This is a genomic window from Paraburkholderia sp. UCT2 (genome assembly GCF_014397665.1).
Lineage (GTDB): Bacteria > Pseudomonadota > Gammaproteobacteria > Burkholderiales > Burkholderiaceae > Paraburkholderia > Paraburkholderia tuberum.
In genome coordinates, this window is the sequence record NZ_VZQO01000011.1 from 43,229 (window position 1) to 65,204 (window position 21,976).

At 64.6% G+C, this 21,976-nt stretch carries 17 protein-coding genes; 4 read left to right on the plus strand and 13 right to left on the minus strand.

Annotation, left to right across the window (positions count from 1 at the left end; translation table 11 throughout):
* Positions 1-20: 20 nt before the first annotated feature.
* Entirely contained in the window at positions 21-551 is a 531-nt protein-coding gene (locus tag F6X39_RS11540; RefSeq protein WP_187616723.1) for an ankyrin repeat domain-containing protein, read from the minus strand.
* A 463-nt stretch (positions 552-1,014) separates the two neighbouring features.
* Here F6X39_RS11540 and F6X39_RS11545 point away from each other — a divergent pair, with 463 nt between their 5' ends.
* Positions 1,015-3,408: a phosphoketolase gene (locus tag F6X39_RS11545; protein WP_187616724.1), complete on the plus strand. Its 2,394-nt coding sequence runs from the start codon at positions 1,015-1,017 to the stop codon at positions 3,406-3,408.
* Positions 3,409-3,421: 13 nt separating this feature from the next.
* Complete coding sequence (locus F6X39_RS11550; protein WP_187616725.1) at positions 3,422-4,573, plus strand: acetate/propionate family kinase; 1,152 nt, start codon at positions 3,422-3,424, stop codon at positions 4,571-4,573.
* A 15-nt stretch (positions 4,574-4,588) separates the two neighbouring features.
* On the opposite strand, the gene F6X39_RS11555 is transcribed toward F6X39_RS11550, so the two are convergent.
* Positions 4,589-4,843: a BON domain-containing protein gene (locus F6X39_RS11555; RefSeq protein ID WP_187616726.1), complete on the minus strand. Its 255-nt coding sequence runs from the start codon at positions 4,841-4,843 to the stop codon at positions 4,589-4,591.
* 195 nt (positions 4,844-5,038) lie between these two features.
* Here F6X39_RS11555 and F6X39_RS11560 point away from each other — a divergent pair, with 195 nt between their 5' ends.
* Complete coding sequence (locus F6X39_RS11560; protein WP_187616727.1) at positions 5,039-5,734, plus strand: YceH family protein; 696 nt, start codon at positions 5,039-5,041, stop codon at positions 5,732-5,734.
* A gap of 49 nt (positions 5,735-5,783) precedes the next feature.
* Here F6X39_RS11560 and F6X39_RS11565 read toward each other — a convergent pair whose 3' ends face one another.
* The 6 genes from F6X39_RS11565 to F6X39_RS11590 form a co-directional block, all read right to left on the minus strand.
* Positions 5,784-6,302, minus strand: a complete 519-nt coding sequence (locus tag F6X39_RS11565; protein WP_018425120.1) for an SLATT domain-containing protein — start codon at positions 6,300-6,302, stop codon at positions 5,784-5,786.
* 22 nt (positions 6,303-6,324) lie between these two features.
* Complete coding sequence (locus F6X39_RS11570) at positions 6,325-7,368, minus strand: rod shape-determining protein (protein ID WP_013091688.1); 1,044 nt, start codon at positions 7,366-7,368, stop codon at positions 6,325-6,327.
* Positions 7,369-7,514: 146 nt separating this feature from the next.
* The gene (locus F6X39_RS11575; protein WP_187616728.1) at positions 7,515-8,372 is read right to left on the minus strand and encodes an IclR family transcriptional regulator; all 858 of its coding nucleotides are present in this window, start codon (positions 8,370-8,372) and stop codon (positions 7,515-7,517) included.
* Positions 8,373-8,462: 90 nt separating this feature from the next.
* A complete protein-coding gene (locus tag F6X39_RS11580) occupies positions 8,463-9,191 on the minus strand; it encodes an SDR family NAD(P)-dependent oxidoreductase (RefSeq protein WP_018425118.1) in 729 nt (242 codons plus the stop codon).
* 13 nt (positions 9,192-9,204) lie between these two features.
* Positions 9,205-10,506 carry an MFS transporter gene (locus F6X39_RS11585; protein WP_187616729.1) on the minus strand — a complete coding sequence of 434 codons (1,302 nt, stop codon included), beginning with the start codon at positions 10,504-10,506 and terminating at the stop codon, positions 9,205-9,207.
* A gap of 106 nt (positions 10,507-10,612) precedes the next feature.
* Complete coding sequence (locus F6X39_RS11590) at positions 10,613-11,134, minus strand: 2,4'-dihydroxyacetophenone dioxygenase family protein (RefSeq protein WP_187616730.1); 522 nt, start codon at positions 11,132-11,134, stop codon at positions 10,613-10,615.
* 327 nt (positions 11,135-11,461) lie between these two features.
* Here F6X39_RS11590 and F6X39_RS11595 point away from each other — a divergent pair, with 327 nt between their 5' ends.
* A complete protein-coding gene (locus F6X39_RS11595; protein WP_187616731.1) occupies positions 11,462-12,880 on the plus strand; it encodes a trypsin-like peptidase domain-containing protein in 1,419 nt (472 codons plus the stop codon).
* 63 nt (positions 12,881-12,943) lie between these two features.
* On the opposite strand, the gene F6X39_RS11600 is transcribed toward F6X39_RS11595, so the two are convergent.
* The 5 genes from F6X39_RS11600 to F6X39_RS11620 form a co-directional block, all read right to left on the minus strand.
* Positions 12,944-14,425, minus strand: coding sequence for an efflux transporter outer membrane subunit (locus F6X39_RS11600; protein ID WP_187616732.1), 1,482 nt, complete (start codon positions 14,423-14,425; stop codon positions 12,944-12,946).
* Complete coding sequence (locus F6X39_RS11605) at positions 14,418-17,615, minus strand: multidrug efflux RND transporter permease subunit (protein WP_187616733.1); 3,198 nt, start codon at positions 17,613-17,615, stop codon at positions 14,418-14,420. Before F6X39_RS11605 ends, F6X39_RS11600 begins: the two co-directional genes overlap by 8 nt.
* An 11-nt stretch (positions 17,616-17,626) precedes the next feature.
* Entirely contained in the window at positions 17,627-18,721 is a 1,095-nt protein-coding gene (locus tag F6X39_RS11610) for an efflux RND transporter periplasmic adaptor subunit (RefSeq protein WP_262413916.1), read from the minus strand.
* 481 nt (positions 18,722-19,202) lie between these two features.
* Entirely contained in the window at positions 19,203-20,669 is a 1,467-nt protein-coding gene (locus F6X39_RS11615; RefSeq protein ID WP_187616735.1) for an amino acid permease, read from the minus strand.
* A gap of 361 nt (positions 20,670-21,030) precedes the next feature.
* On the minus strand, positions 21,031-21,759 hold the full coding sequence (locus F6X39_RS11620) for a hypothetical protein (protein WP_187616736.1): 729 nt from the start codon (positions 21,757-21,759) through the stop codon (positions 21,031-21,033).
* Positions 21,760-21,976: the final 217 nt, after the last annotated feature.

Below are 21,976 nucleotides of genomic sequence, written 5' to 3' on the forward strand. Positions count from 1 at the left end.
TCATGGGTGACATCGCGGGCTCACGCGCCCAGCGCTTTCAGGCGCGCCTCGGTATCGGCCGCGCCCATCCGTGCGGCGGCATCGGCCGCGCTGACGCCGTTCGCGTCGCGCGCATGCGGGTCCGCGCCGTGCGCAAGCAGCAGATCGACGATCGCGGTGCGGTTGAACATCGCCGCGATCATCAGCGCGGTACGGCCATCGGGCGATGCGCCTTCGACGTCGGCGCCATGCGCGAGCAAGGTTTCGATCACCTTGTCGAAGCCCTTGAACGCGGCGCCCGCGATCGGCGTCTGGCCCGCGTCGTTGCGCAGGTTCGCATCGGCGCCCCGGTCGAGCAGCGTGCGCACCGCGTCGACGTGGCCGTGGTAGCTCGCGAGCATCAGCAGGCTGTCGCCGCGCTCGTTGCGCAAATTCGGCGGCACGCCTTTCTCGATGACGGCCGCGAGCATCGTCGCATCGCCGCGCCGCGCGAGGTCGAAGACTTCGCGCGCAAGCGCCTGCAATTCGAGATCGGGTTGCGATGCGGGCGGGTTGTCGGTGTGGTCGGTCAAGGCACTCTCCTTGCGATGAATGAGCGGCGCATTGCCAATGCCGCGCCCGGTCTTTCAGCGAGCATACACATTCCGTGGCGCTCGCGTTCGCATGCTGGCAGCCGCGCCGCTGTGCTAGACGTGACTGAACAGCTTGACCAGCAGCCCGAATATGCCGATCGGTATGGCGACAGCCAGGCATGTGAACACGAGCGTAAGGACCAGGACCACGAGCACTTTGAGCGCACTGGGAGATGTCGACATGGCGGCCATTGACCTGAGACAGAAAATCACGAAAAGAAAGCAGACAGCGCAACGAGTTGCAGCACGAATGCCACATTCAGCGCGACATACTGGGAGGAGTAGAAAGCATTCGCCCCCGTTTGAGCAGCTTAGTACATTCGACTCGCACCGCCCGGCTTCGTTTCGAGTGCGCCGCATCATCCGCCAACCAGCCTGACAGTTCTTTTCGAGGAGTGACGCCATGGCCGAAGCAACCTCGCATCCCACCCCACCGCAAGTTCTGGATCCCGATACGCTGCGCAACCTCGATCGCTACTGGCGCGCATGCAATTACCTGTCGGTCGGCATGATCTATCTGCGCGACAACCCGTTGCTGCGGAAACCACTGAAGGCCGAGCACATCAAGAACCGGCTGCTCGGCCACTGGGGCTCCGACGCCGGCCAGAGCTTCGTGCTCGTGCATCTGAACCGGCTGATCCGCAAACACGATCTCGACGTGATCTTTCTGTCCGGCCCCGGTCACGGCGCCCCCGCGAGCCTCGCGCACTGCTACCTGGAAGGCCACTACTCGGAAATTTATCCGGACCGCAGCGAGGACGAAGCCGGTATGCGGCGCTTTTTCCGGCAATTCTCGTTCCCGGGCGGCATCGGTTCGCATTGCACGCCCGAAACGCCGGGCTCGATTCACGAAGGGGGCGAACTCGGCTACAGCCTGTCGCACGGCTACGGCGCCGCGTTCGACAACCCCGAGCTGATCGTCACCGTGATGATCGGCGACGGCGAAGCGGAAACCGGCCCGCTCGCCACGTCGTGGCATTCGAACAAATTCCTGAACCCGATCCGCGACGGCGCGGTGTTGCCGGTGCTGCATCTGAACGGCTACAAGATCGCCAACCCCACGCTGCTCGCGCGCATTCCGCGTGAGGAACTCGAAGCATTGATGGTCGGCTACGGGCACAAGCCGTATTTCGTCGAAGGCGACGATCCCGACACGATGCATCAGCAGATGGCCGCGACGCTCGAACAATGCATCGACGAAATTCGCGCGATCCAGCAGCATGCGCGGCAGAACAACGACACCACGCGGCCGCGCTGGCCGATGATCGTGCTGCGCTCGCCGAAGGGCTGGACCGGGCCGAAGGAAGTCGACGGTCACAAGGTGGAAGGCTCGTGGCGCTCGCATCAGGTGCCGGTGGCCGATGCGGTGAGCAATCGCAAGAGTCTGCAGATCGTCGAAGATTGGCTGCGCAGCTACGGCCCCGAAACGCTGTTCGATGCGAACGGCCGGCTCGTCGAAGAACTGCGCGCGCTCGCGCCCGAGGGCGCGCGCCGCATCAGCGCGAATCCGCACGCGAACGGCGGGCTGTTGTGCAAGATGCTCGACATGCCGCCGTTCCGCGACTACGCGGTGGCCGTGAAGAAACCGGCGGCGGCGTATACGTCGCCGACCGCGGTGCTCGGCACGTTCCTGCGCGACGTGATGCGCAACAACATGTCGAACTTCCGGCTGTTCGGTCCCGACGAAACTTCGAGCAACAAGCTGCACGCGGTCTATGAAGCGTCGGGCAAGACCTGGCTCGCCGCGCTCGAACCGGGCGACGCGGACGGCGGCGAACTGTCGCCCGATGGCCGCGTGATGGAAATGCTCAGCGAGCACACGCTCGAAGGCTGGTTGGAAGGCTATGCGCTGACAGGCCGTCACGGACTCTTCGCGACCTACGAAGCGTTCGTGCACGTGATCGACTCGATGTTCAACCAGCACGCGAAGTGGCTCGAAAAAGCCAAGCGCGAGCTCGGCTGGCGGCAGCCGGTGCCGTCGCTCAATCTGCTGATCACGTCGATCGTGTGGCGCCAGGATCACAACGGTTTCACGCACCAGGACCCCGGTTTTCTCGACGTGGTCACCAACAAGAGCCCGGACGTCGTGCGCATCTATCTGCCGCCCGACGCGAACTGTCTGCTGAGCGTCGCCGATCACTGCCTGCGCTCGCGCGACTACGTGAACGTGATCGTGTCCGACAAGCAGCCGCACCTGGACTATCTCGACATGGACGCGGCCGTCACGCATTGCACCAAGGGCATCGGCATCTGGGACTGGGCGTCGACCGATCAGGGCGTCGAGCCGGACGTCGTGATCGCGTGCGCGGGCGACATCGCGACGATGGAAGCGCTCGCCGCCGTGCAGATCCTGAAGGAGCGCTGCCCGACGCTGAAGATCCGCTTCGTCAACGTGGTCGATCTGTTCCGCCTGATGCCCGAGCATGCGCATCCGCATGGACTGTCCGACCGCGATTTCGATTCGCTGTTTACGACCAGCAAGCCGGTGATCTTCAACTTCCACTCGTATGCGGCGCTCGTGCACAAGCTCACGTACAACCGTCAGAATCACGGAAACATGCACGTGCATGGCTATAACGAGAAGGGCAACATCAATACCCCGCTCGAACTCGCGATCATCAACGGCGTCGACCGCTTCACGCTGGCGATCGATGCGATCGATCGCGTGCCGTCGCTGCGCGGCGTCGGCGATCATACGAAGGAGTGGCTGCGCGGGCAGATCATCGAGCATCTCGCGTACGCACACGAGGAAGGGATCGACAAGGAGGAAATCCGCAACTGGACGTGGAAAGGCTGAGCGAGGAGGCGCCATGCACGACCACGATCAGGAACGGACGATCCTCGTGCTGAACAGCGGGTCGTCATCGCTGAAGTTCGGGCTGTTCGCCCATTCGGCCAACGACGAAACACTGCTGCTCGAAGGCGCGGCCGAGGGCATCGGCCGCGACGACGGCCGCCTGCGGATCAGAGCGGCCGATGGCCGCGTGCTGTTGCAGCAGGAGCACTTGCTCCAATCGCAGACCGAGGCGTTGCAGGCGCTCTCGCAGGTGCTCGTGCAACAGCATCATGCGCGGCCCTCGGCGGTGGGGCATCGCGTCGTGCATGGCGGTCCGCATCTGCGCACGCACCAGCTCATCACCGACGACGTGCGCCGTCAGTTGCGCGACGCGCTGCACTTCGCGCCGCTGCATATCCCGCCGGCACTCGCGCTCATCGATGAAGCCACGCAGATCTTCGCCGACGCGCCGCACTATGCGTGCTTCGACACCGCGTTTCACGCGACGCTGCCGCCGCGTGCGGCGCAGCTCGCGTTACCGGGCCGTTACGCGGACGCTGGTGTGATCCGCTATGGCTTTCATGGACTGTCGTACGAATCGCTGGTCATGCAGCTCGGCGCGGCGTTGCCGTCGCGAGCGGTGTTCGCGCATCTCGGCAATGGGGCGAGCCTGTGCGCGCTGCTCGACGGCCGCTCGGTCGATACGTCGATGGGCCTGACGCCGACCGGCGGCATCCCGATGGGCACGCGCTGCGGTGACCTCGATCCGGGCGTGCTGCTGTATCTGCTGCGCGCGGAACGGCTCGACGCCGATGCGCTGGAAGCGCTGCTCAATCGCCGCAGCGGGCTGGCCGGTTACGCGGACGGCGAAAGCGACATGCAAGTGCTCGAAAAACGCGCGGCGGCCGGCGACGCGCGGCCGTCGCTCGCGCTCGATGCCTTCGCGACCGCGGTGCGCAAGACGATCGGCGGGTACGCGGCACTGCTTGGCGGCATCGATCTGCTCGTGTTTACCGGCGGGATCGGCGAGCACAGCGCCGAGGTTCGGCGGCGCGTATGCGATGGGCTTGCGTTTCTTGGGCTCATCGAAAACGATCCGGCGGGCAAGGTGAGGGTGTTGCACACCGAGGAGGAAAGGCAGATCGCGCGGCATTGCCGGGAACTGCTGCAAGCGGGCGGGAGCTGACTCGCCTGACTCAGGTCAGTCCTTGCGGACGACGGTCCGGTCCGCGACTGAAGTGACGCCGAACAGACGCGTCACGTCTTCGAGCATCGCGGCGCGCTGTGCTTCGCGCTGAAGCTCGCCCGACAGCGTGATGCGCCCCCGCGCGACCTTCACGCGCACGGCGCGCGGCGGCACGGCCGAATCCCACGCGAGACGGCGCGCTGCTTCGGCGGCGATCTGCGCGTCGGTCAGGCGGGCGGATTCGCTCGATCTCGAGCTTGTGGACCGCATGGCGTCTCCGCGAAACAGAATGTCGATCAACTCACACTAGCAGATGTGGCGGGTTTTGCCGGCGTGCGCGCTTCGCCGGCAGCGCAGATTCGCTCGCCGCGCCGGGCTCGCCACGTTTATCATAGTGCCCACCTGACAGAACGCGCCGTCCAGCCGCGAACGGCGCGCGCATCTTCCACGAGACCTCGCAATCCCATGAATTCGACTCCCGACGCTCCTTCCCGACCCTCGCTGCGCGCGCTGACTGCGCTCGAAGGACGTGTTCTCGGCGTGCTCGTCGAAAAACAGCACACGGTACCCGACAGTTATCCGTTGTCGCTGAACGCGCTGACGCTCGGCTGCAATCAGAAGACCGGCCGCGCGCCGGTGATGAGCGCGACCGAGGCCGAGGTACTGACCGCCGTCGACGGCCTGAAACGCCTGAGCCTCGTGTTCGAGGGCAGCAGCAGCCGCGTGCCGCGCTTCGAGCACAACATGAACCGCGTGCTCGGGCTGCCGGGACAGTCGATCGCGCTGCTGACCACGCTGCTGCTGCGCGGCGCGCAAACGGCCGCCGAATTGCGCCTGAACAGCGCGCGCCTGCATGGCTTCGCCGATATTTCGTCGGTCGAGGCGTTTCTCGACGAGTTGGCCGCGAACGATCCGCCTCGCGTCGTCCGGCTGCCGCGCATGGCGGGCGAGCGTGAGAATCGCTGGATGCATCTGTTGTGCGGCGAGCTCAGCATCACCGAAGCCGCGCAGTCCGCGCTCGCCGAGGACGACAGCGTGCCGCTGTCGACATTCGAGGCGCTGAAGGCCGAGCAGAAGCGTCTCGCCGATGAAGTCAGCCGTCTTCAGGCCGTCGTGCGGCGCATGGCGACCGAGCTGGGTATCAGCGCGGACGATCTGTGATCTGAAACGGAAACGAAAGCGAAGGCGAAGGCGCACCCGGCCGCCTGTTTCACGCATCACGCCGACGCGGCCTGTCCGCCAGCAACGTGCGCTGCGTGCGATAGAAGATCCGCGGCGGCACGTTCGGCGAGTCTTCGGCGAGACGGTCGAGTTCGGTACGGATCCCGGTGAGGTAGTGCGCTTCGCGCGCATCGGCGTCGCCGGCAAACACCGCTTCGAGCCGCCGACGCACCGCGCCATAGCGCGCACCGGCCGCGCGATGCTTCTCGGCACGCTCCGCATAACGCAGGAACGTCTGCAACGCGGCCGACATCGCCGCCGCCACGCTGACGAGCCCAACGACTATCCGCATCTCGATCGACACCGGCGGCGCGCTCAACGACGCGAACACCGCCGTGCCGACGAACGCGGTCAGCGCGGTCACGAGCCAGCCCATGCGGCGCTCGCGCGCCGACAGCAGATCCGCCATGTCGTAATGGCTCATCTGCGATTCGCGCGCGCGGCGAATCCATTTCAACAGCAGCTCGGTTTCGTCGACGGGCGGCTCGTAGGCGGGCAGGGTCGTCATCGTTCAGCGTTCGGCACGCGCATCAATCGTAGGAAAACGAGCTGCCGAACTTCTCGATCCGCTCCAGCGCCATGCCCGAGCCGCGTACCACGCAGGTCAGCGGCGCCTCTGCAACGAACACCGGCAGGCCGGTTTCCTCGGCGAGCAGACGGTCGAGGTCGCGCAGCAGCGCGCCGCCACCCGCGAGCGTGATGCCGCGCTCGGCGATGTCCGCGCCGAGTTCCGGTGGCGTCTGTTCCAGTGCGATCTTCACCGACGACACGATCTGATTCAGCGGATCGGTCAGCGCTTCGAGGATCTCGTTGCTCGACACAGTGAAGCTGCGCGGAATGCCCTCGGACATGTTACGGCCTTTGACTTCCATCTCCATGACCTCGGAGCCCGGAAACGCGGAGCCGATTTCCTTCTTGATCGCCTCGGCGGTCTGCTCGCCGATCAGCATGCCGTAGTTGCGGCGGATGTAGTTGACGATGGCGTCGTCGAACTTGTCGCCGCCGACGCGCACCGAGCCTTTGTACACAATGCCGCCGAGCGAGATCACGCCGACCTCGGTGGTGCCGCCGCCGATATCGACGACCATCGAACCGGTTGCATCCGACACCGGCAGGCCGGCGCCCGTCGCCGCGGCCATCGGTTCCTCGATCAGATAGACCTGCGAGGCGCCCGCGCTATGCGCGGCCTCCTTGATCGCGCGGCGCTCGACCTGGGTCGAACCGCACGGCACGCAGATGATGATGCGCGGCGATGGCGCAAACAGCCGCGACTCGTGCGCCATCTGGATGAAGCGCTTGATCATCTGCTGGGTGATGTTGAAATCGGCGATCACGCCGTCTTTCATTGGGCGGATCGCCTCGATGTTGCCCGGTACTTTGCCGAGCATCTGCTTCGCTTCGCGGCCCACGGCGAGGATGATCTTCTTGCCGTTCGGCCCGCCTTCCTGGCGGATCGACACGACCGACGGCTCGTCGAGAACGATGCCCTTGCCGCGCATGTAGATCAGCGTGTTCGACGTACCGAGGTCGATTGCCAGGTCGTTGGAAAAGTAGCCGCGCAGAAAACCGAACATGCGTATTCCTGTCTTTGCGAAGGCGGGCGCGTGAGCGCCGCCGGGAGCTTGTCGGGGTCTGCCGCTTGCACGCGGCGGGCGGCCAGAGCGGCCGCGCGACAGCAAGAATAGCAGTTTATCGGCGGGCGCGGCCGCACTATCGTCCGCTATCTGCCGCTCGCCGGCCCCAGCCGCGCCGCGATCGTGCGGCATGCCGCAAGCAGCGGCTCGATGTAAGTGGCTTGCACATCGTCGCGGCGGCGGAAGGTCGGCATGCTGATGCTCACGCAGCCGGCCGCGCGGCCGTCCGGGCCGCGGATCGCGGCGCCGTAGCAGCAGATCGATACTTCGTTCTCCTCGCGGTCTTCCGCGTAGCCCCGCTGCGCGGTCGCGTCGAGCTCGCGGCGCACGGCGTCGAGGTCGGTCAGCGTGTGCTCGGTGAAACGCTCGAGCGGCGCGTTCTTCAGCAGCGCCTCGCGCTCGGCCACGCTGAGTGTCGCCAGATACGCCTTGCCGACCGAACTCGACGTCAGCGACACACGCGTGCCGATGCGCGATGCCATGCGCACCGCGTGCGGGCTTTCGAGCTTTTCGATGTAGACCATCTCGCCCTGGCTGGGCACCGCGAGGTGGATCGTCTCCGATGTGAAGTCGCGCAACGCCATCAACGCATCGACGGCCGCGAGCCGCAGGTCCGAGCGCTCCCAGCTATGGCTCGCAAGGTTGATCAGGCGCGGTCCGAGGCCGAAGGTGTTGCCGCTGCCGCTCGCGACGATCAGCCCTTCAGCCTGCAAAGCCGCGACGATGCGATGGACGGTCGGGCGCGGATAGCCGCTCGCCGCGCTCAGCTTCGCGACGTTGGGCGGCGTTGGCGCATCGGCGATCAGTTGCAGCACCGCGATGAACTTCGAGAACGCGGCCGCGCCGGCGACGGCCTTGGAGTCGGCTTTGTCGTCGGCGTGCCCGACAGCGTCATGGCCGGCGGCGCCGGCGTGGGAACGGGGTTTGGAAGCGGAACTCGACATCACACAGAGGCAGGGCAGAGCAGGGACACGCAATTATGCCTTTATCGATGGCGTCGAACGACGGCGGCGCCGCTTCACGCGACGACTCGATCACGCGACGAGATATCCGCCGTCGACCGGCACGATTGCGCCCGTCATGAACGACGCCGCCGGCGAGCACAGGAACACCGCGACCTGCGCGACTTCCTCCGGCGTGCCCCAGCGACGCAGCGGCGTACGTTCCAGAATCGCCAGCGAGCGTCCATCGTCGTCCTGCAACGCCTGGGTAAGGGGCGTTGCGATCCAGCCCGGCGCAACCGCATTGACGCGAATGCCGTCGGCGGCATAGGCGATCGCGAGCGACTTCGTTAGCTGCGCCACCGCGCCCTTGCTCGCGCTATAAGCGGGCACGAGACCGCCGCCGAAAAAACTCAGCATCGACGCCGTATTGACGATGCAGCCCGCCGACGCCTTCAACGAATCGCGCGCGGCGGCGCACACGCGCATCGTGCCGTTCAGATTGATATCCATCACGCGTTCGAACACGTCGAGCCGATGTTCTTCGACGCGGCTGATCACGCCGGCGCAGTTGACCACGATGTCGAGACGCTCGAACGCGTTCACCGCGGCCGTGACGGCGTTGCCCGAGCGGACATCCAGCGTGACGCGCGCAATCTCGCGATTGAGCGTATCGGGCGTGCCTTCGGGCAGCGGCAAACCAGCCGCCACCGTGTGCGCGCCAAGCTGCGCGAGCGTGTTGGCGATCGCCGCGCCGATACCGGACAAGCCGCCGGTCACGAGCGCGGTCTTGCCTTCGAGGAGCTGGTTCTGGAACGTCATGGGAGAAGCCGCCTCAGGTGGGTTGGGTCTCGATCGAGTTCGCGAGCGGCGCGGGCGCCACTTCCTGGACGACGAACAGATAGACGAGCGCCGCCGCGAACGCGACGGCCGCGCTGATCAGCAGCGCGTTGACGAACGAATGCGTCCGATCGACGACAATGCCGGTGATCACCGGCGCGAACGAGCCGCCCAGATAGCCACCGAAGTTCTGCATGCTGCCGAGCGACGCCACCAGATGTCGCGGCGCGGCGACGCTGACGAGCGCCCATGCGCTGCCGCTCGACAGGTTCACGAACAGCATCGCGAGCGAGACGTAGACGATCGCGAGTGTCGTGCTCGGTGTGTAGGCGGCCGGCACCGTGAATGCGGCCGCGCCGACGAGACCGACGCACAGCGGCCACTTGCGGCTGCGGATCGGCGCCATGCCGCGCTTCAACAGATAGTCGGCGATCACGCCGCTGCTCGCCATGCCGATCGTGCCGAACACATACGGAATCGCGACGAGCCAGCCGGTGTGCGCGATGCTCAGATGACGCTCACGCTCCAGATAGCCGGGCAGCCACGTCAGATAGAGCCACACCATGTAGATCACGCCCATGAAGCCGAAGATCATGCCCCACGTGTTGCGCAGCTTGAACAGCGCGCCCCATTCGGACCAGCTGAGGCCCTGCGGATTCTCCTGGCCGCTCGCGCCTTCGTTCAGATGCGCGGTTTCTTCTTCGGTCAGCGCGATATCGCTGCGATTGCGATAGACGAGGTACCACGCGAGCGCGACGACAATGCCGATCACGCCCATGATGACGAACATCGTTCGCCATCCGAAGGAAAGCATCAGCACCGTGAGCAGCGGCGGTGCGATCATCGGCGCAATGGTGGATGACGAGATGAAGATGCCGATCGGCGTGCCGCGCTCGCGTACCGCGAACCATTCGCTGACGACTTTCGCGCCGGCCGGAAACAGCGGCGCCTCGGCGATGCCGAGCACGACGCGCGCCGTGAGAAAGTGATTGAGCGTCTGGATGAAGCCGCCCGCGACCTGGGCGATCGACCACACGAGCATGCCGAGGCCGAGCATCACGCGCGATCCGAAACGGTCCAGCAGCGCGCCGACCGGCAACTGCGCGAACGCATACGACAACGAGAACGCGGACAGCAGCAGCCCCATCTGCGAAGCGGACAGATGCAATTCCTCGCTGACCAGATGATTCGCGATCGACAGCGTGCTGCGGTCGAGATAATTGACGACGCCCGCCACCGTCAGAAAGACGACGGCGACTACCTGGATACGTTTCAGACGCTGCGACTTCTGAAGCATGTTTGTCTCCTGCGCAATGGGTCCTGCTGTGTGGGAATGGTGTTGCCGTGCCTGTCGGTATTGCGGTGTCCTGGCTGTTGGTTCCGTTGGGGGCTTGCGCGGCGTTTTACCGGACGAACTGGTCGACGTAGTCTTCGCCGAGGCCCACCGCCGCGTAGTGCTTGCGGCACATGTCGATCTTCGTGAATACGTCTTCGTAACCGGTGTAGTTCCCGTACGGATCGCAATAGAACATCACGCCGTTGACCTGGAAGTACGTGATCATTTCCTCGACGTCCTCGGGCACATATAACGTATGCGTTTCGCCCGGCGGTTCGTACACGTAGCTGCCTTCGGTCGCGACCCAATCATGCTCGAGATAACGCCAGCGGCCCTTGAGCACCATGCCGTGCACGGCCTGCGGATGACGGTGCCGGCTCAACACACCCGAGCGGCGTACGCGCAGCAGATTCATCCAGTATCCCTGCGACGCATTCAGGCACAGTGGGCGGAACGACACGTTTTCTGCCTGCGGGACCCACACGCGTTCGTCGGTCGGAATCGCGAAGGGCACGACGATTTCCTTTTGCGCTTCCTTCGGGAACGGTAGCTGGTACGGCGTCAGGTCGGATTGATTGGCCTCTGGCATGGGAAATTCCTCGCGCAGTGTGCGGAAAAAAGCAATGTCCATATTGTGGATAAAAAGTCCACAATATGGTTATTATCGGAACCGCTTTGGGCGGGGTCAATCCTGGGGAAATTACTGGTCAGGCACGATAAAGCGACGCCGCACTCGTTCTCGAATCGCGCGAAAGATGCACGTGTTGCTATCTCATAAAACCCGCACGACACGCAAAAAGCGCCTAAAGCAAGGCCTGCGCGCGCATTCTGATCGAACACCATCTTTAAGTCTGCTTTAAGTGGAGGCCACTACATTACGCATCCACCACGTAACCCTCCGCAAGACTCCCTGACTATGACCACCAAAAACTATTGGCGCGGTAGCGCTGCGATCTGCGTCGTCCTCGCAATCGGCGGCGCGTATGCGCTCAGCCATCGAAATGCCGATGCGTCGGTGAACGACGCGCAGGGCCCGACGTCGTCGCTGCACGCGGCGGCGGATGTCGTCGGCTCGCGCTCGTCGGCACCGGACTTCTCCAGCATCGTGACGCGCTATGGCCCGGCGGTCGTGCATATCGGCGTGAAAGAAGCCGCGTCGGTCGACGAGAACGGTCAACGCAAGAGCGGCGGCGAAGCGCTCGGCTCGGGCTTCATCATCAGCCAGGACGGGTACATCCTGACCAACAATCACGTCGTCGACGGCGCGACCAGCGTGACCGTGAAGCTCACCGACGGCCGCGAATTCCACGCGCGCGTGATCGGCAAGGACAAGGCCACCGACGTCGCCGTCGTCAAGATCGACGCGACCAATCTGCCGACCGTGAAGATCGGCAACCCGGACAGCAGTAAGGTCGGCGAATGGGTCGTGGCGATCGGCTCGCCCTACGGCTTCGACAGCACGGTGACCTCGGGCATCATCAGCGCGAAATCGCGCTCGTTCTCCGACGATAGCCCGATCCCGTTCATCCAGACCGACGTGCCGGTCAACCCGGGCAACTCGGGCGGTCCGCTGTTCAACCTGAACGGCGAAGTGATCGGCATCAACTCGATGATCTACTCGCGCACCGGCGGCTTCCAGGGACTGTCGTTCGCCATCCCGATCGACGCGGCGATGCACGTGAAGGACCAGCTCGTGAGTACCGGTCACGTGAGCCGCGGCCGCATCGGCGTGGGCGTGCAGCCGCTCAGCGCCGACAAGGCCAAGGCGCTCGGCCTCGACGCGACGGGCGGCGCACTGGTCGGCTCGGTTGATCCGAATGGTCCCGCGCACGCAGCCGGTCTGCGCCAGGGCGACGTGATCGTCGGCGTGAACGGCAAGCATATTGGTAACACGACCGAATTGATCGGTCAGGTCGCGCAACTGTCGCCGGGCAGCAAAGCGACGATCAGCGTGTGGCGCAACGGCGGCGAAAGCAAGCTGGCGGTGACGGTGGGCGCGCAGCGAGCGTCGGACATGGCGTCGGCCGCGCCACGCGAAGAGCAGCAGGAACAACCGCAGCAGCAAAACCGTCCGCGTCTCGGCGTCGCCGTGCGTGCGCTGACCCAGGACGAACAGCAGCAAGCGCAACTGCCGGGCGGCGTGGTGGTGCAGCAGTCCACCGGTCCGGCCGCCGAAGCCGGCATTCAGGCGGGCGACATCATCGTTGCCGTCGACGGCAAGGTGATTCACGGCGTCGAGCAACTGCGCCGCATGATCGCTCAGGCGGACGACAGCGTGTCTGTCACCGTGGTGCGCGATGGTGAACAAGCATCGGTCGACGTAACGCTTGGCTGATGAGTAGAACCCGCCAGTGCAATGCCGGCGGCGGGCACGACGCGCTGCTGTGGCGCGCGTGCCTCAGTTGGACGGGTGGCCCCCCTCAGCGTGAGACGTGCTTTGCGAGACGTTCCGCGGCTCGTCGGGCCCGCCCCCCAATGCGACGTAAAGCGACACCCCGTTCTGCAAGGCCGTTGCCCGAAGCTGGATCAGCTGCTGCTCGGCGGCAAACTGATTGCGTCGCGCATCCACCACCTCGAGATAGATCGAGATCCCGTTTTCGTAGCGCAGCTCCGCCGTTTCGGCGAGTTGCCGCTGCGCCTGCACCGCCTGTTCCTGCGCCGCGATCTGTTCCTTGTAGCGTTGTCGCGCGACCAATGCGTCGGACACTTCACGAAACGCGTTCTGCACCGTGCGCTGATAATCGGCGACCAGTTCGTCGCGTCGCGCGCGCGCCTGCGATAGTTGCGCCTGGCGCTGTCCCGCATCGAAGATCGGCATGCCGACCAGCGCGCCGAACGACCACGCCTGCTTGGCCGGCACGAACAGATCGCCGAGTTCGGGCGACACATATCCGAAGCTACCCGTCAGCGCGATGCGTGGAAAAAAGTCCGCGCGAGCGGCGCCGATGTCGGCATTGGCTGCGCGCAGTTGCTGCTCGGCCTGCTGGATGTCCGGCCGGTCGATCAGCAGTGCGGAGGGCAGGCCCGCATCGAGCTCGCGGAACTGCGCGGCGTCGGCGATCGGCGGCGCCGGCGGTAGCGACCCGCTGAGCGGCCCGCCGATCAGTACCTCGAGCAGATGGCGCTGCTGCGCGGTGGTCCGTTGCAGCTCGGCCAGCTGCGTTTGCGCCTGCGTGACCAGAATGGCGGCCTGGTCGTAATCGACCATCGACGTGACGCCCGCGTCGAGCCGCATCTTCGCGACTTCCAGCGCGTAGCGCCGACTGTCGAGCGTGTGTTGTGCAAGCTCGATGCCTTCCTCACCCGAGCGGATCGCGTAGTAGTTCGACGCGACATTGCCGATCAGCGACAAACGGAACGCGTGCTGCGCGTCGACGGTGGCCAGATATCGACGCCGAGCGGCTTCGCTGGTGTTGCGCACGCGCCCCCAGAAGTCGAGTTCGAACGACGTCACCGCGGCCTGCACGTTGTACTGATTGAACTGGACCGAGATGTCCGTGTTGTCGAACTCGGGATCGATCGAACCGAGTGGCGCCCTGGTGCGGGTCGCACCCGCGTTCGCATTGACCTGCGGCAAACGCGCGGCGTTCTGGATGCGATAAAACGCGCGCGCCTGCTCGATGCGCGCGATCGACGCGGCGAGATCGCGGTTGTGCTCGAGCGCCGCCTCGATCAGCAGCTTCAGTTGCGGATCGGCGAAGAAGGTCTGCCAGTCGACTTCGCTTGCCAGATGCGCGGCGGCCGGATTGGCGGTCTCCGTCGTCTCGAAACGATCGGCGATCGGCAATTGGGGCTGCTGATAGTTCGGCGCAAAGTTGCAGGCGGCGAGCGAGCAGCAGAAGAGGGGCAGCACCAGGCGCACATGAAGGCATTTACGCATCGCGCTGCCCTCCACCCGAATCGCGCGGCATGGCTGTCGGCAGATCGTCATCGTCGAGATCGGTGCTGCGTTTCTTGCGGCTCAGCCAGCGTCGCGCGGCGACATAGAACAGCGGCGTAAAGAAGACGCCGAACATCGTCGCGGTCAGCATGCTGCCCATCACGCCGGTGCCGACCGCGCGGCGGCTCGCCGCGCCCGCGCCGGTCGCGAGCACGAGCGGCAGCATGCCCAACACGAACGTGACGCTCGTCATCAGAATCGGGCGCAGACGCTGCTGTGCGCCGCTTTTGGCGGCGGCTAGCGCGTCCCTTCCTTCGGATTCCTCCTTGATCGCAAATTCGACGATCAGAATGGCGTTCTTCGCGGCAAGGCCGATGATCGTCACGAGGCCGATGTTGAAATACACGTCCGCGGACAGTCCACGCAGCATCGTCAACAGTACCGCGCCGATCACGCCGAACGGGATGATCAGCAACACCGCGACCGGAATCGCCCAGCTCTCGTACAGCGCCGCGAGCAACAGGAACACGACCACGAGCGACAGCCCGAGCAGCATGCCGATCTGGCCGCTCGCCTGTTTTTCCTCGAGCGCGGTGCCGGTCCATTCGTAAGTCAGGTTGCCGGTCAACACGTGCGACGCGATGCGCTCCATCTCGGCGATCGCCGCGCCGCTCGAGCGGCCGGGCGCGGCCTGACCCGACAGCGTCGCGGACGGAAAGCCGTTATAGCGTTCGAGCTGCTGCGGTCCGGAAATCCAGCGCACGCGCGTGAACGCCGAGAACGGCACCATCTCGCCGCGGTTATTGCGCAAGCGCAGCGAAGTCACGTCCTCGGCACGCATGCGTTGCTCGGCGTCCGCCTGCAACAGCACGCGCAGCACGTTGCCCTCGAACACGAAGTCGTTCACGTAGTTCGAGCCGAACGTCAGCGCAAGCGCCTGGTTGACCTGACCGATTTGCAGGCCTAATGCGCGCGCCTTCACGCGGTCGATCTCGACATACAGTTGCGGCGCTTCCGGCATGCCCTCGGCGCGCACGCCCGTGAGAAGGGGGCTTTGCGACGCCTCGATCATCATCCGCCGCGCGGCCTGTTGCAGCGCTTCGCCGCCGATGCCGCTGCGATCCTGGATCTTCATCGTGAAGCCAGTCGCGTTGCCGAGCGACGGAATCGGCGGCGGGTCGAGCGCAAAAATGATCGCCTCGGGAATCTGCCGAAACGCCGCATTCGCGCGACGCACCAGCGCGCTCGCCGAATTGGCCTCGCCCGAGCGCTCGTCCCACGGCTTCAGATCGACGAACGACAGAGCCGCCGATTGCCCCTGGCCAAAGAAGCTGAAGCCCGTCACGGACGCGACGTTGCGCACTTGCGGCTGGGTTCGCAGAAACGCCTCGACCTGGTCGATCGCGTGCTGCGTGCGCTGGTCGGTCGAACCCGGCGGGCCGGTATACGTAATGAAGATATGCCCCTGGTCCTCGGTCGGCAGAAAGCCGGTCGGCAGCCGCGTGAAGAAAAACACGGTGATCGCGCAGGCCGCGACGAACACCAGCAGCCAGCGCAGCGGCGAGCGCAGCATCGCATCGACGCCCACGATATAGCGTGTGGTGCCCGCGTCGAGCCCACGATTGAAGCCGTCGAACACGCGATGCAGCAGACGCGACGCCGCGTTCTTCGGCCGCTCCTTGGCGGCCGCCTCGCTGCGCAACAGCGCCGCGCACAACGCCGCGCCGAGTGTCAGCGCCAACATCGTCGACAGCAGGATCGACACCGCGAGCGTGACCGAAAACTGCCGGTAGATGCCGCCCGTCGAGCCCGGAAAAAACGCCATCGGAATGAACACCGCGACGAGCACCAGCGTACTCGCGATCGCCGCGCCCGATATCTGCCCGATCGCCTTCACCGTTGCGCGCGGCGCGCCGAGCCCTTCCTCGCGCATGATGCGCGCGACGTTTTCGACGACGACGATCGCGTCGTCGTTGAGGATACCGATCGCGACCACCATGCCGAACAGCGACAGAATGTTGATCGACAGCCCGAACAGGTAGAGCCCCGCGCACGTGCCGATCAACGCGATCGGCACCACGATCGTCGGGATCACGGTCGCGCGCCAGTCCTGCAGGAACAGGAACACCACGACCGTCACGAGCAACAGCGCCTCGACCATCGTGCGGATCACGCCCTGCACCGAGGTCGTGATGAACGGCGTGGTGTCGAACGGCACGGTCCACGCGACGCCGCGCGGGAAGATCGGCTGCAATTCGGCCATGCGCTGGCGCACCGCGTTGGCGACTGCGAGCGCGTTCGCGCCGCTCGCGAGCTGGATCGCGATCCCGGCCGACGCCTTGCCGTTGACGGTCAGGCGGTTGCCGTAGCTGTCGTTGCCGAGCTCGACGCGCGCGACGTCGCCCACCCGCACGGTCGAGCCATCCGGATTCGCGTGCACGATGATTTCGCGGAACTGCTCGGGCGTCGTGAAGCGGCTTTGCGTGACGATCTGCGCGGTGAACTCGGAGCCCGGCGCGATCGGCTGATCGCCGAGGCTGCCGCCCGCGGTCTGGCTGTTCTGCTCCTGGATCGCCTGCAACACCTCGCTGGCCGACAGCCCAAAGCCCGCGAGCTTGCGCGGATCGAGCCAGATCCGCATCGCGTACGACGAGCCGAACAGCTGCACGTCGCCGACGCCGTCGATACGGCGCAACTCGTTGATGATGTTGTTCGACGCGAAGTTGCCCATCGCGACGGCGTCGGTGGTGCCGTCGGTCGCCTGCAGGGCAAGCAGCATCAGAAAGCCCGACGACGCCTTCGTCACGCTCAAGCCGATCTGACGGACTTCGAGCGGCAGGCGCGGTTCGACGCGGCTCAGACGGTCCTGCACCTGAGTGCGCGCGATGTCGAGATTGGTGCCGGGCTTTAGCACCACGGTGATCTGCATCGTGCCGTTCGAGCGGCTCACCGACGACATGTACAGGAAATTCTCGATGCCGTTCATCTCGTCTTCGACGATCGACGTGACGGTACGCTCGAGCGTGCTCGCGTCCGCGCCGCTGTAGACCGCGCTGATGGTGAGCGACGGCGGAGCGACGTCGGGGTACTGCTCGACCGGTAGCAGCGCGAGCGCGATCGAGCCGAACAGCACGATGAAAAGGGCGATGACCCACGCGAAGACCGGCCGGGCGACGAAGAATCGATTCATCGGCGAGCCCGTCAGTGCGCGGTCGAAGCGGGAGCGGGGGACGCGGCCGAATGCGCCGCTGGCGACGCATCGGGGGCGGGCCGCGCGTCGACCCGTTGACCGGGCTGCACCTTCTGCCAGCCATCGACGATCAGGCGCTCGCCGGGCTTCAGACCGTCGCGCACGGTCCAGCGTCCTTCGCCCTGCTCGCCGAGAGCGATATTGCGGCGGACCACGGTGCCGTCGGCGGCGACCAACGCAACGCTTGCAATGCCGTTGTCGATCTGCACCGCGCGCTCGGGAATACGGATGCCCCGCACATTGCCCGCCGCGATGATGCGCCCGCGCACGAACTGCCCCGGCAACAGCGTGCGGTCCGGATTCGCGAACTGCGCGCGCACCGTCTGCGTACCGGTCGACGGATCGACGACGAGATCGGCGAAGTCCAGAAAACCGCGCTCGTTGTAGACCTGGCCGTTGGCAAGGATCAGTTGCACCTCGACGTGCTTCATCCTGGTCGGCTTGCGCGCGCCCGACTGGATCTGTTGCTGGACGTCGAGCATCGCGGTATTCGACTGCGTGAACACCGCGTTGATCGGCGTCAGTTGATTGACCTGCGTGAGCAGCGTGGCGGCGCCCGCGCTGACGAGCGCGCCTTCGGTGACGAGCGCGCGGCCCGCGCGTCCGGCGATCGGCGTGCGTACGATGCAGCGATCGAGCCGCAATTGCGCAAGCGAGACCGCAGCTTGCGCATCGGAGACATTGGCCTGCGCCTGCTGCATGGTCGCGAGCGCGGCGTCGTATTCCTGCGCGCTGACCGCATGACGGCCGACGAGCGGCTTGAACCGGTCCACCACCGACGCCGCGTTGTCGCGCACGGCGGTCGCGCGCGTGAGCGCGGCCTGCGCCTGCTGCAACTGCGCGCGATAGTCGCTCGCGTCGATCTGGAAGAGTGGGGCGTTGGCCGGCAGGTCCGTGCCTTCCTGATAGAGCGTGCGCTGGACGATGCCGTCGACGCGCGCGCGGATCTCGGCGGTGCGCACGGCCTCGATGCGGCCAGGCAACTCGACGACATCGGCGACAGGGGTGGTGGAAACCGTTTCGACCAGCACGGGAACCGGCGGCATCGACGCTGCGGTGGGCGTCTGCGACCGGTCGTTGCAGGCGGCAAGCAGGAGCGGCAAACCGGTGATCAGAAGCGATACGGCACGACTACGCAGGCGGAGTGCGGAGCAAAGCAAGAGAAACTCCTTTGATCAAGGCAGTCTTTTTTGCGCGTGAGATCGGTGACGGTTTTAACGGTTTGCGGTCGAATTAACTATTCAGAACGTGTGTGGGTGCGTTAATGCGGGGAAAAGATTTCTGTTGATCCTACCGTGTCTGGGTAGCTTGTCAATTTATTCTTGGTGGTCGCGAGTGGAATGGACTCGCAAGGACCAGGCGGCGCATGCGGTGGGCACGAGCGGGTGATTCCCGCTCGCAGACGAGGTGTTGAATGGTAATTGTCAATTACATGTCAATTGTCATCCAGCAATTGCCGCAATTCAAAGGCATGCAATTTTCATCGAAATCGAGGCGCCTGAAAAAATATTCCGAGTCGCCACACATTCACGTACGCTTGCGCTCCGGATGCCGCAACACCGAATGGTTGCGGCCGTATGACAGATAAATCGTCATGCCGATCACGAGCCACACGACGAGCCGCAGCCACGTGACGAGCGGCAAGCCGACCATCAGCAGCAGGCAGAACAGGATGCCGAGCACTGGCACGACCGGCACGGCGGGCGCCCGGAATGGACGCGTCGCCTCCGCGTCGCTGCGCCGCAGATAGATCACCGCGCCGCACACCAGGACGAACGCGAACAGGGTGCCGATGCTGACCATCTCGCCGAGCACGCCGATCGGTGTCAGCGCCGCCACGATCGCGACGACGGTGCCGATCAGGATCTGACTCAGATAGGGTGTATGCAGACGCAGATGGACCCTCGAGAAAAAGTGCGGCAACAAACCGTCTTGCGACATCGTGAAGAAGATGCGGCTTTGTCCATAGAGCAGCACGAGTATCACGGTGGTCAGCCCCGTCAACGCGCCGATTTTGATCAGGATCGAGAACCACGTGAGCCCGATCGCGTCGACGCCCTTGGCGATCGGATCAGGAACGTTCAGCTCGGGGTACGGAACGAGGCCGGTCAGCACACCGGCGACGAGGATGTACAGCACCGTACAGATGATCAGCGAGCCGAGAATGCCGATCGGCATGTCGCGCTGCGGCTGTCGCGCTTCCTGCGCGGCGGTCGACACCGCATCGAAGCCGATGAACGCGAAGAACACCACGGCCGAGCCGCGCAGAATACCGCTCATGCCGAAACTGCCGAACTGGCCGGTATTGGCAGGAATGAACGGATGCCAGTGTTCCGGCTTGATGAAAAACACGCCGATGGCGATAAACGCGACAACCACGGTCAGCTTGATCGCGACCATCACGTTGTTGAGCCGCGCCGACTCCTTCGTCCCCAACACGAGCAACGTGGTCAGGATCGCGATGATCAACACCGCCGGCAGGTTGATCACGCCGGTGACCGTCGAGCCATCGGCCAGTTTGACGATGGTGCCGGGTGCGGCGGCGAGGGTAGGTGGAACGTCGATGCCGACGTTGCGCAACAGGCTCACGATATAGCCGGACCAACCGACCGCGACGGTCGCGGCGCCCATCGCGTACTCGAGGATCAGGTCCCAGCCGATGATCCACGCGAAGATCTCGCCGAGCGTCGCATACGTGTACGTGTAGCTGCTCCCGCACACGGGCAGCATCGCCGCAAGCTCCGAATAGCACAGGCCGACGAACGCGCACGCGATGCCGCCCAGCACGAACGACAGCGTGATGGCCGGCCCCGCGAACTGCGCGGCGGCGGTCCCCGTCAGCACGAAGATGCCTGCGCCGATGATCGCGCCGATGCCCATCGCGGTGATACTCGTCGCACCCAGCGTTTTCGACAGGTGACGGCCTTCTTCGACGTCGGCGCTGGCGACGATATCAGCAACGGTTTTGCGTGCCATGTAACCGGTATCGGCCATGATAAGTCGTCCCTTTTCAGTGTTGATCAGGCACGAACCGGTTAGGCTGCCATCGGCTCGTGGAGCACGACAAAAACATCCGTCGCCGCGCACGGCAACGGCCGCGGCAAGTGCGAAGAAAGCGTCTAACGGAAAATTCAGTCTATGCCGGATTAAAGGCAAAGTGAAATCCGCTTGCTTTGTCGGCGCGATAGGGCAGTGTGATGGCTGACGCGCGCAGCGCCGGGCGTGCCGCGGGCCGTGGTGCATTTGTGCATTGCGATCGCAAGCAAGGCCTCTGGTTCGATTCAGGAGGACTTACGATGTGCGATTGCGGAATCGGCAAGCAAACGTGGACGATTTCAGGCTTGCGGGGCGGACCTCAGCCGATCCGTCCGCGCCGCAGCACGCCGCTCAGTCCGAGCGAGTGGCCTGGGTCGTAGTAGTGAATGAGGAGCGTGCGCCGCTGTCCGTTCTGTACGTCGAAGTTCGCATGCTGAAGTGCGAAGCCGTTGAATTCATAGACGCTGCCCGGCTTGACCGGAATGCGCTTGCAGTTGCCGACACGCAGATCATGCAAGGTATGCCAGCTGCGCCAGCTGAGCGGCAGGCCGTGCAGGAAGCCATGGCGCATCTTGCAGATCATGTTGGTCAGCGTCGTTACGGACAGGCGCGGCTTGCGGTACATCACGAGGTCGCCGTTGTGAACTCCGTCGGGTGCGAGCTGAAGCGGAATCAGCAGCGTCAGCAGGTGCGAGTCGTAGTGGCGGCAGTGGCTCTCGGCCAACGAAGTCTTGCTCGCACAGCGCAGTACGTGGAACGGCTCAGTCGGTAAGTTTGTCTGACCGAACTTCGCGGCCATCGCGCGCGCATTCGCGCAGATCGACTGCTCGAGTTCGCGAAAGGCCTGACCGCGACGCAGCATCTCTGCAATCTTTGCGCCGGACTGCGAGCGCGGTGCCGTCGTGCCAAACAGCTGGTCGATGAACTCGTTGATTTCGACGATCGACTCCTGCGGAATTACGTCATCAAAAGACCTCAAGGCGACGCTTTTGTCGCTTCGAATCTGCTTAGTCTCTGTATGCCCACGCACGTCTGTCAGGGTGTCCATAGCCCAAATTTCCATTCGCTTTTTGTTCTACGACCGTATTGAAAAATATTCCCTACGAGGCGCGCATAATGTGCGCCAGCGTACATAAAATCCTCAGGCGGTTGAGCTCGATCATTAAATCCAAAGTCGGATTCATCTGACAGCTTTTGTAAATCTCGTTGGGCCGATTTGGAAAATGCTGCGATTGCGACGATTCAGCTTTGCCCAAGTACGGCAT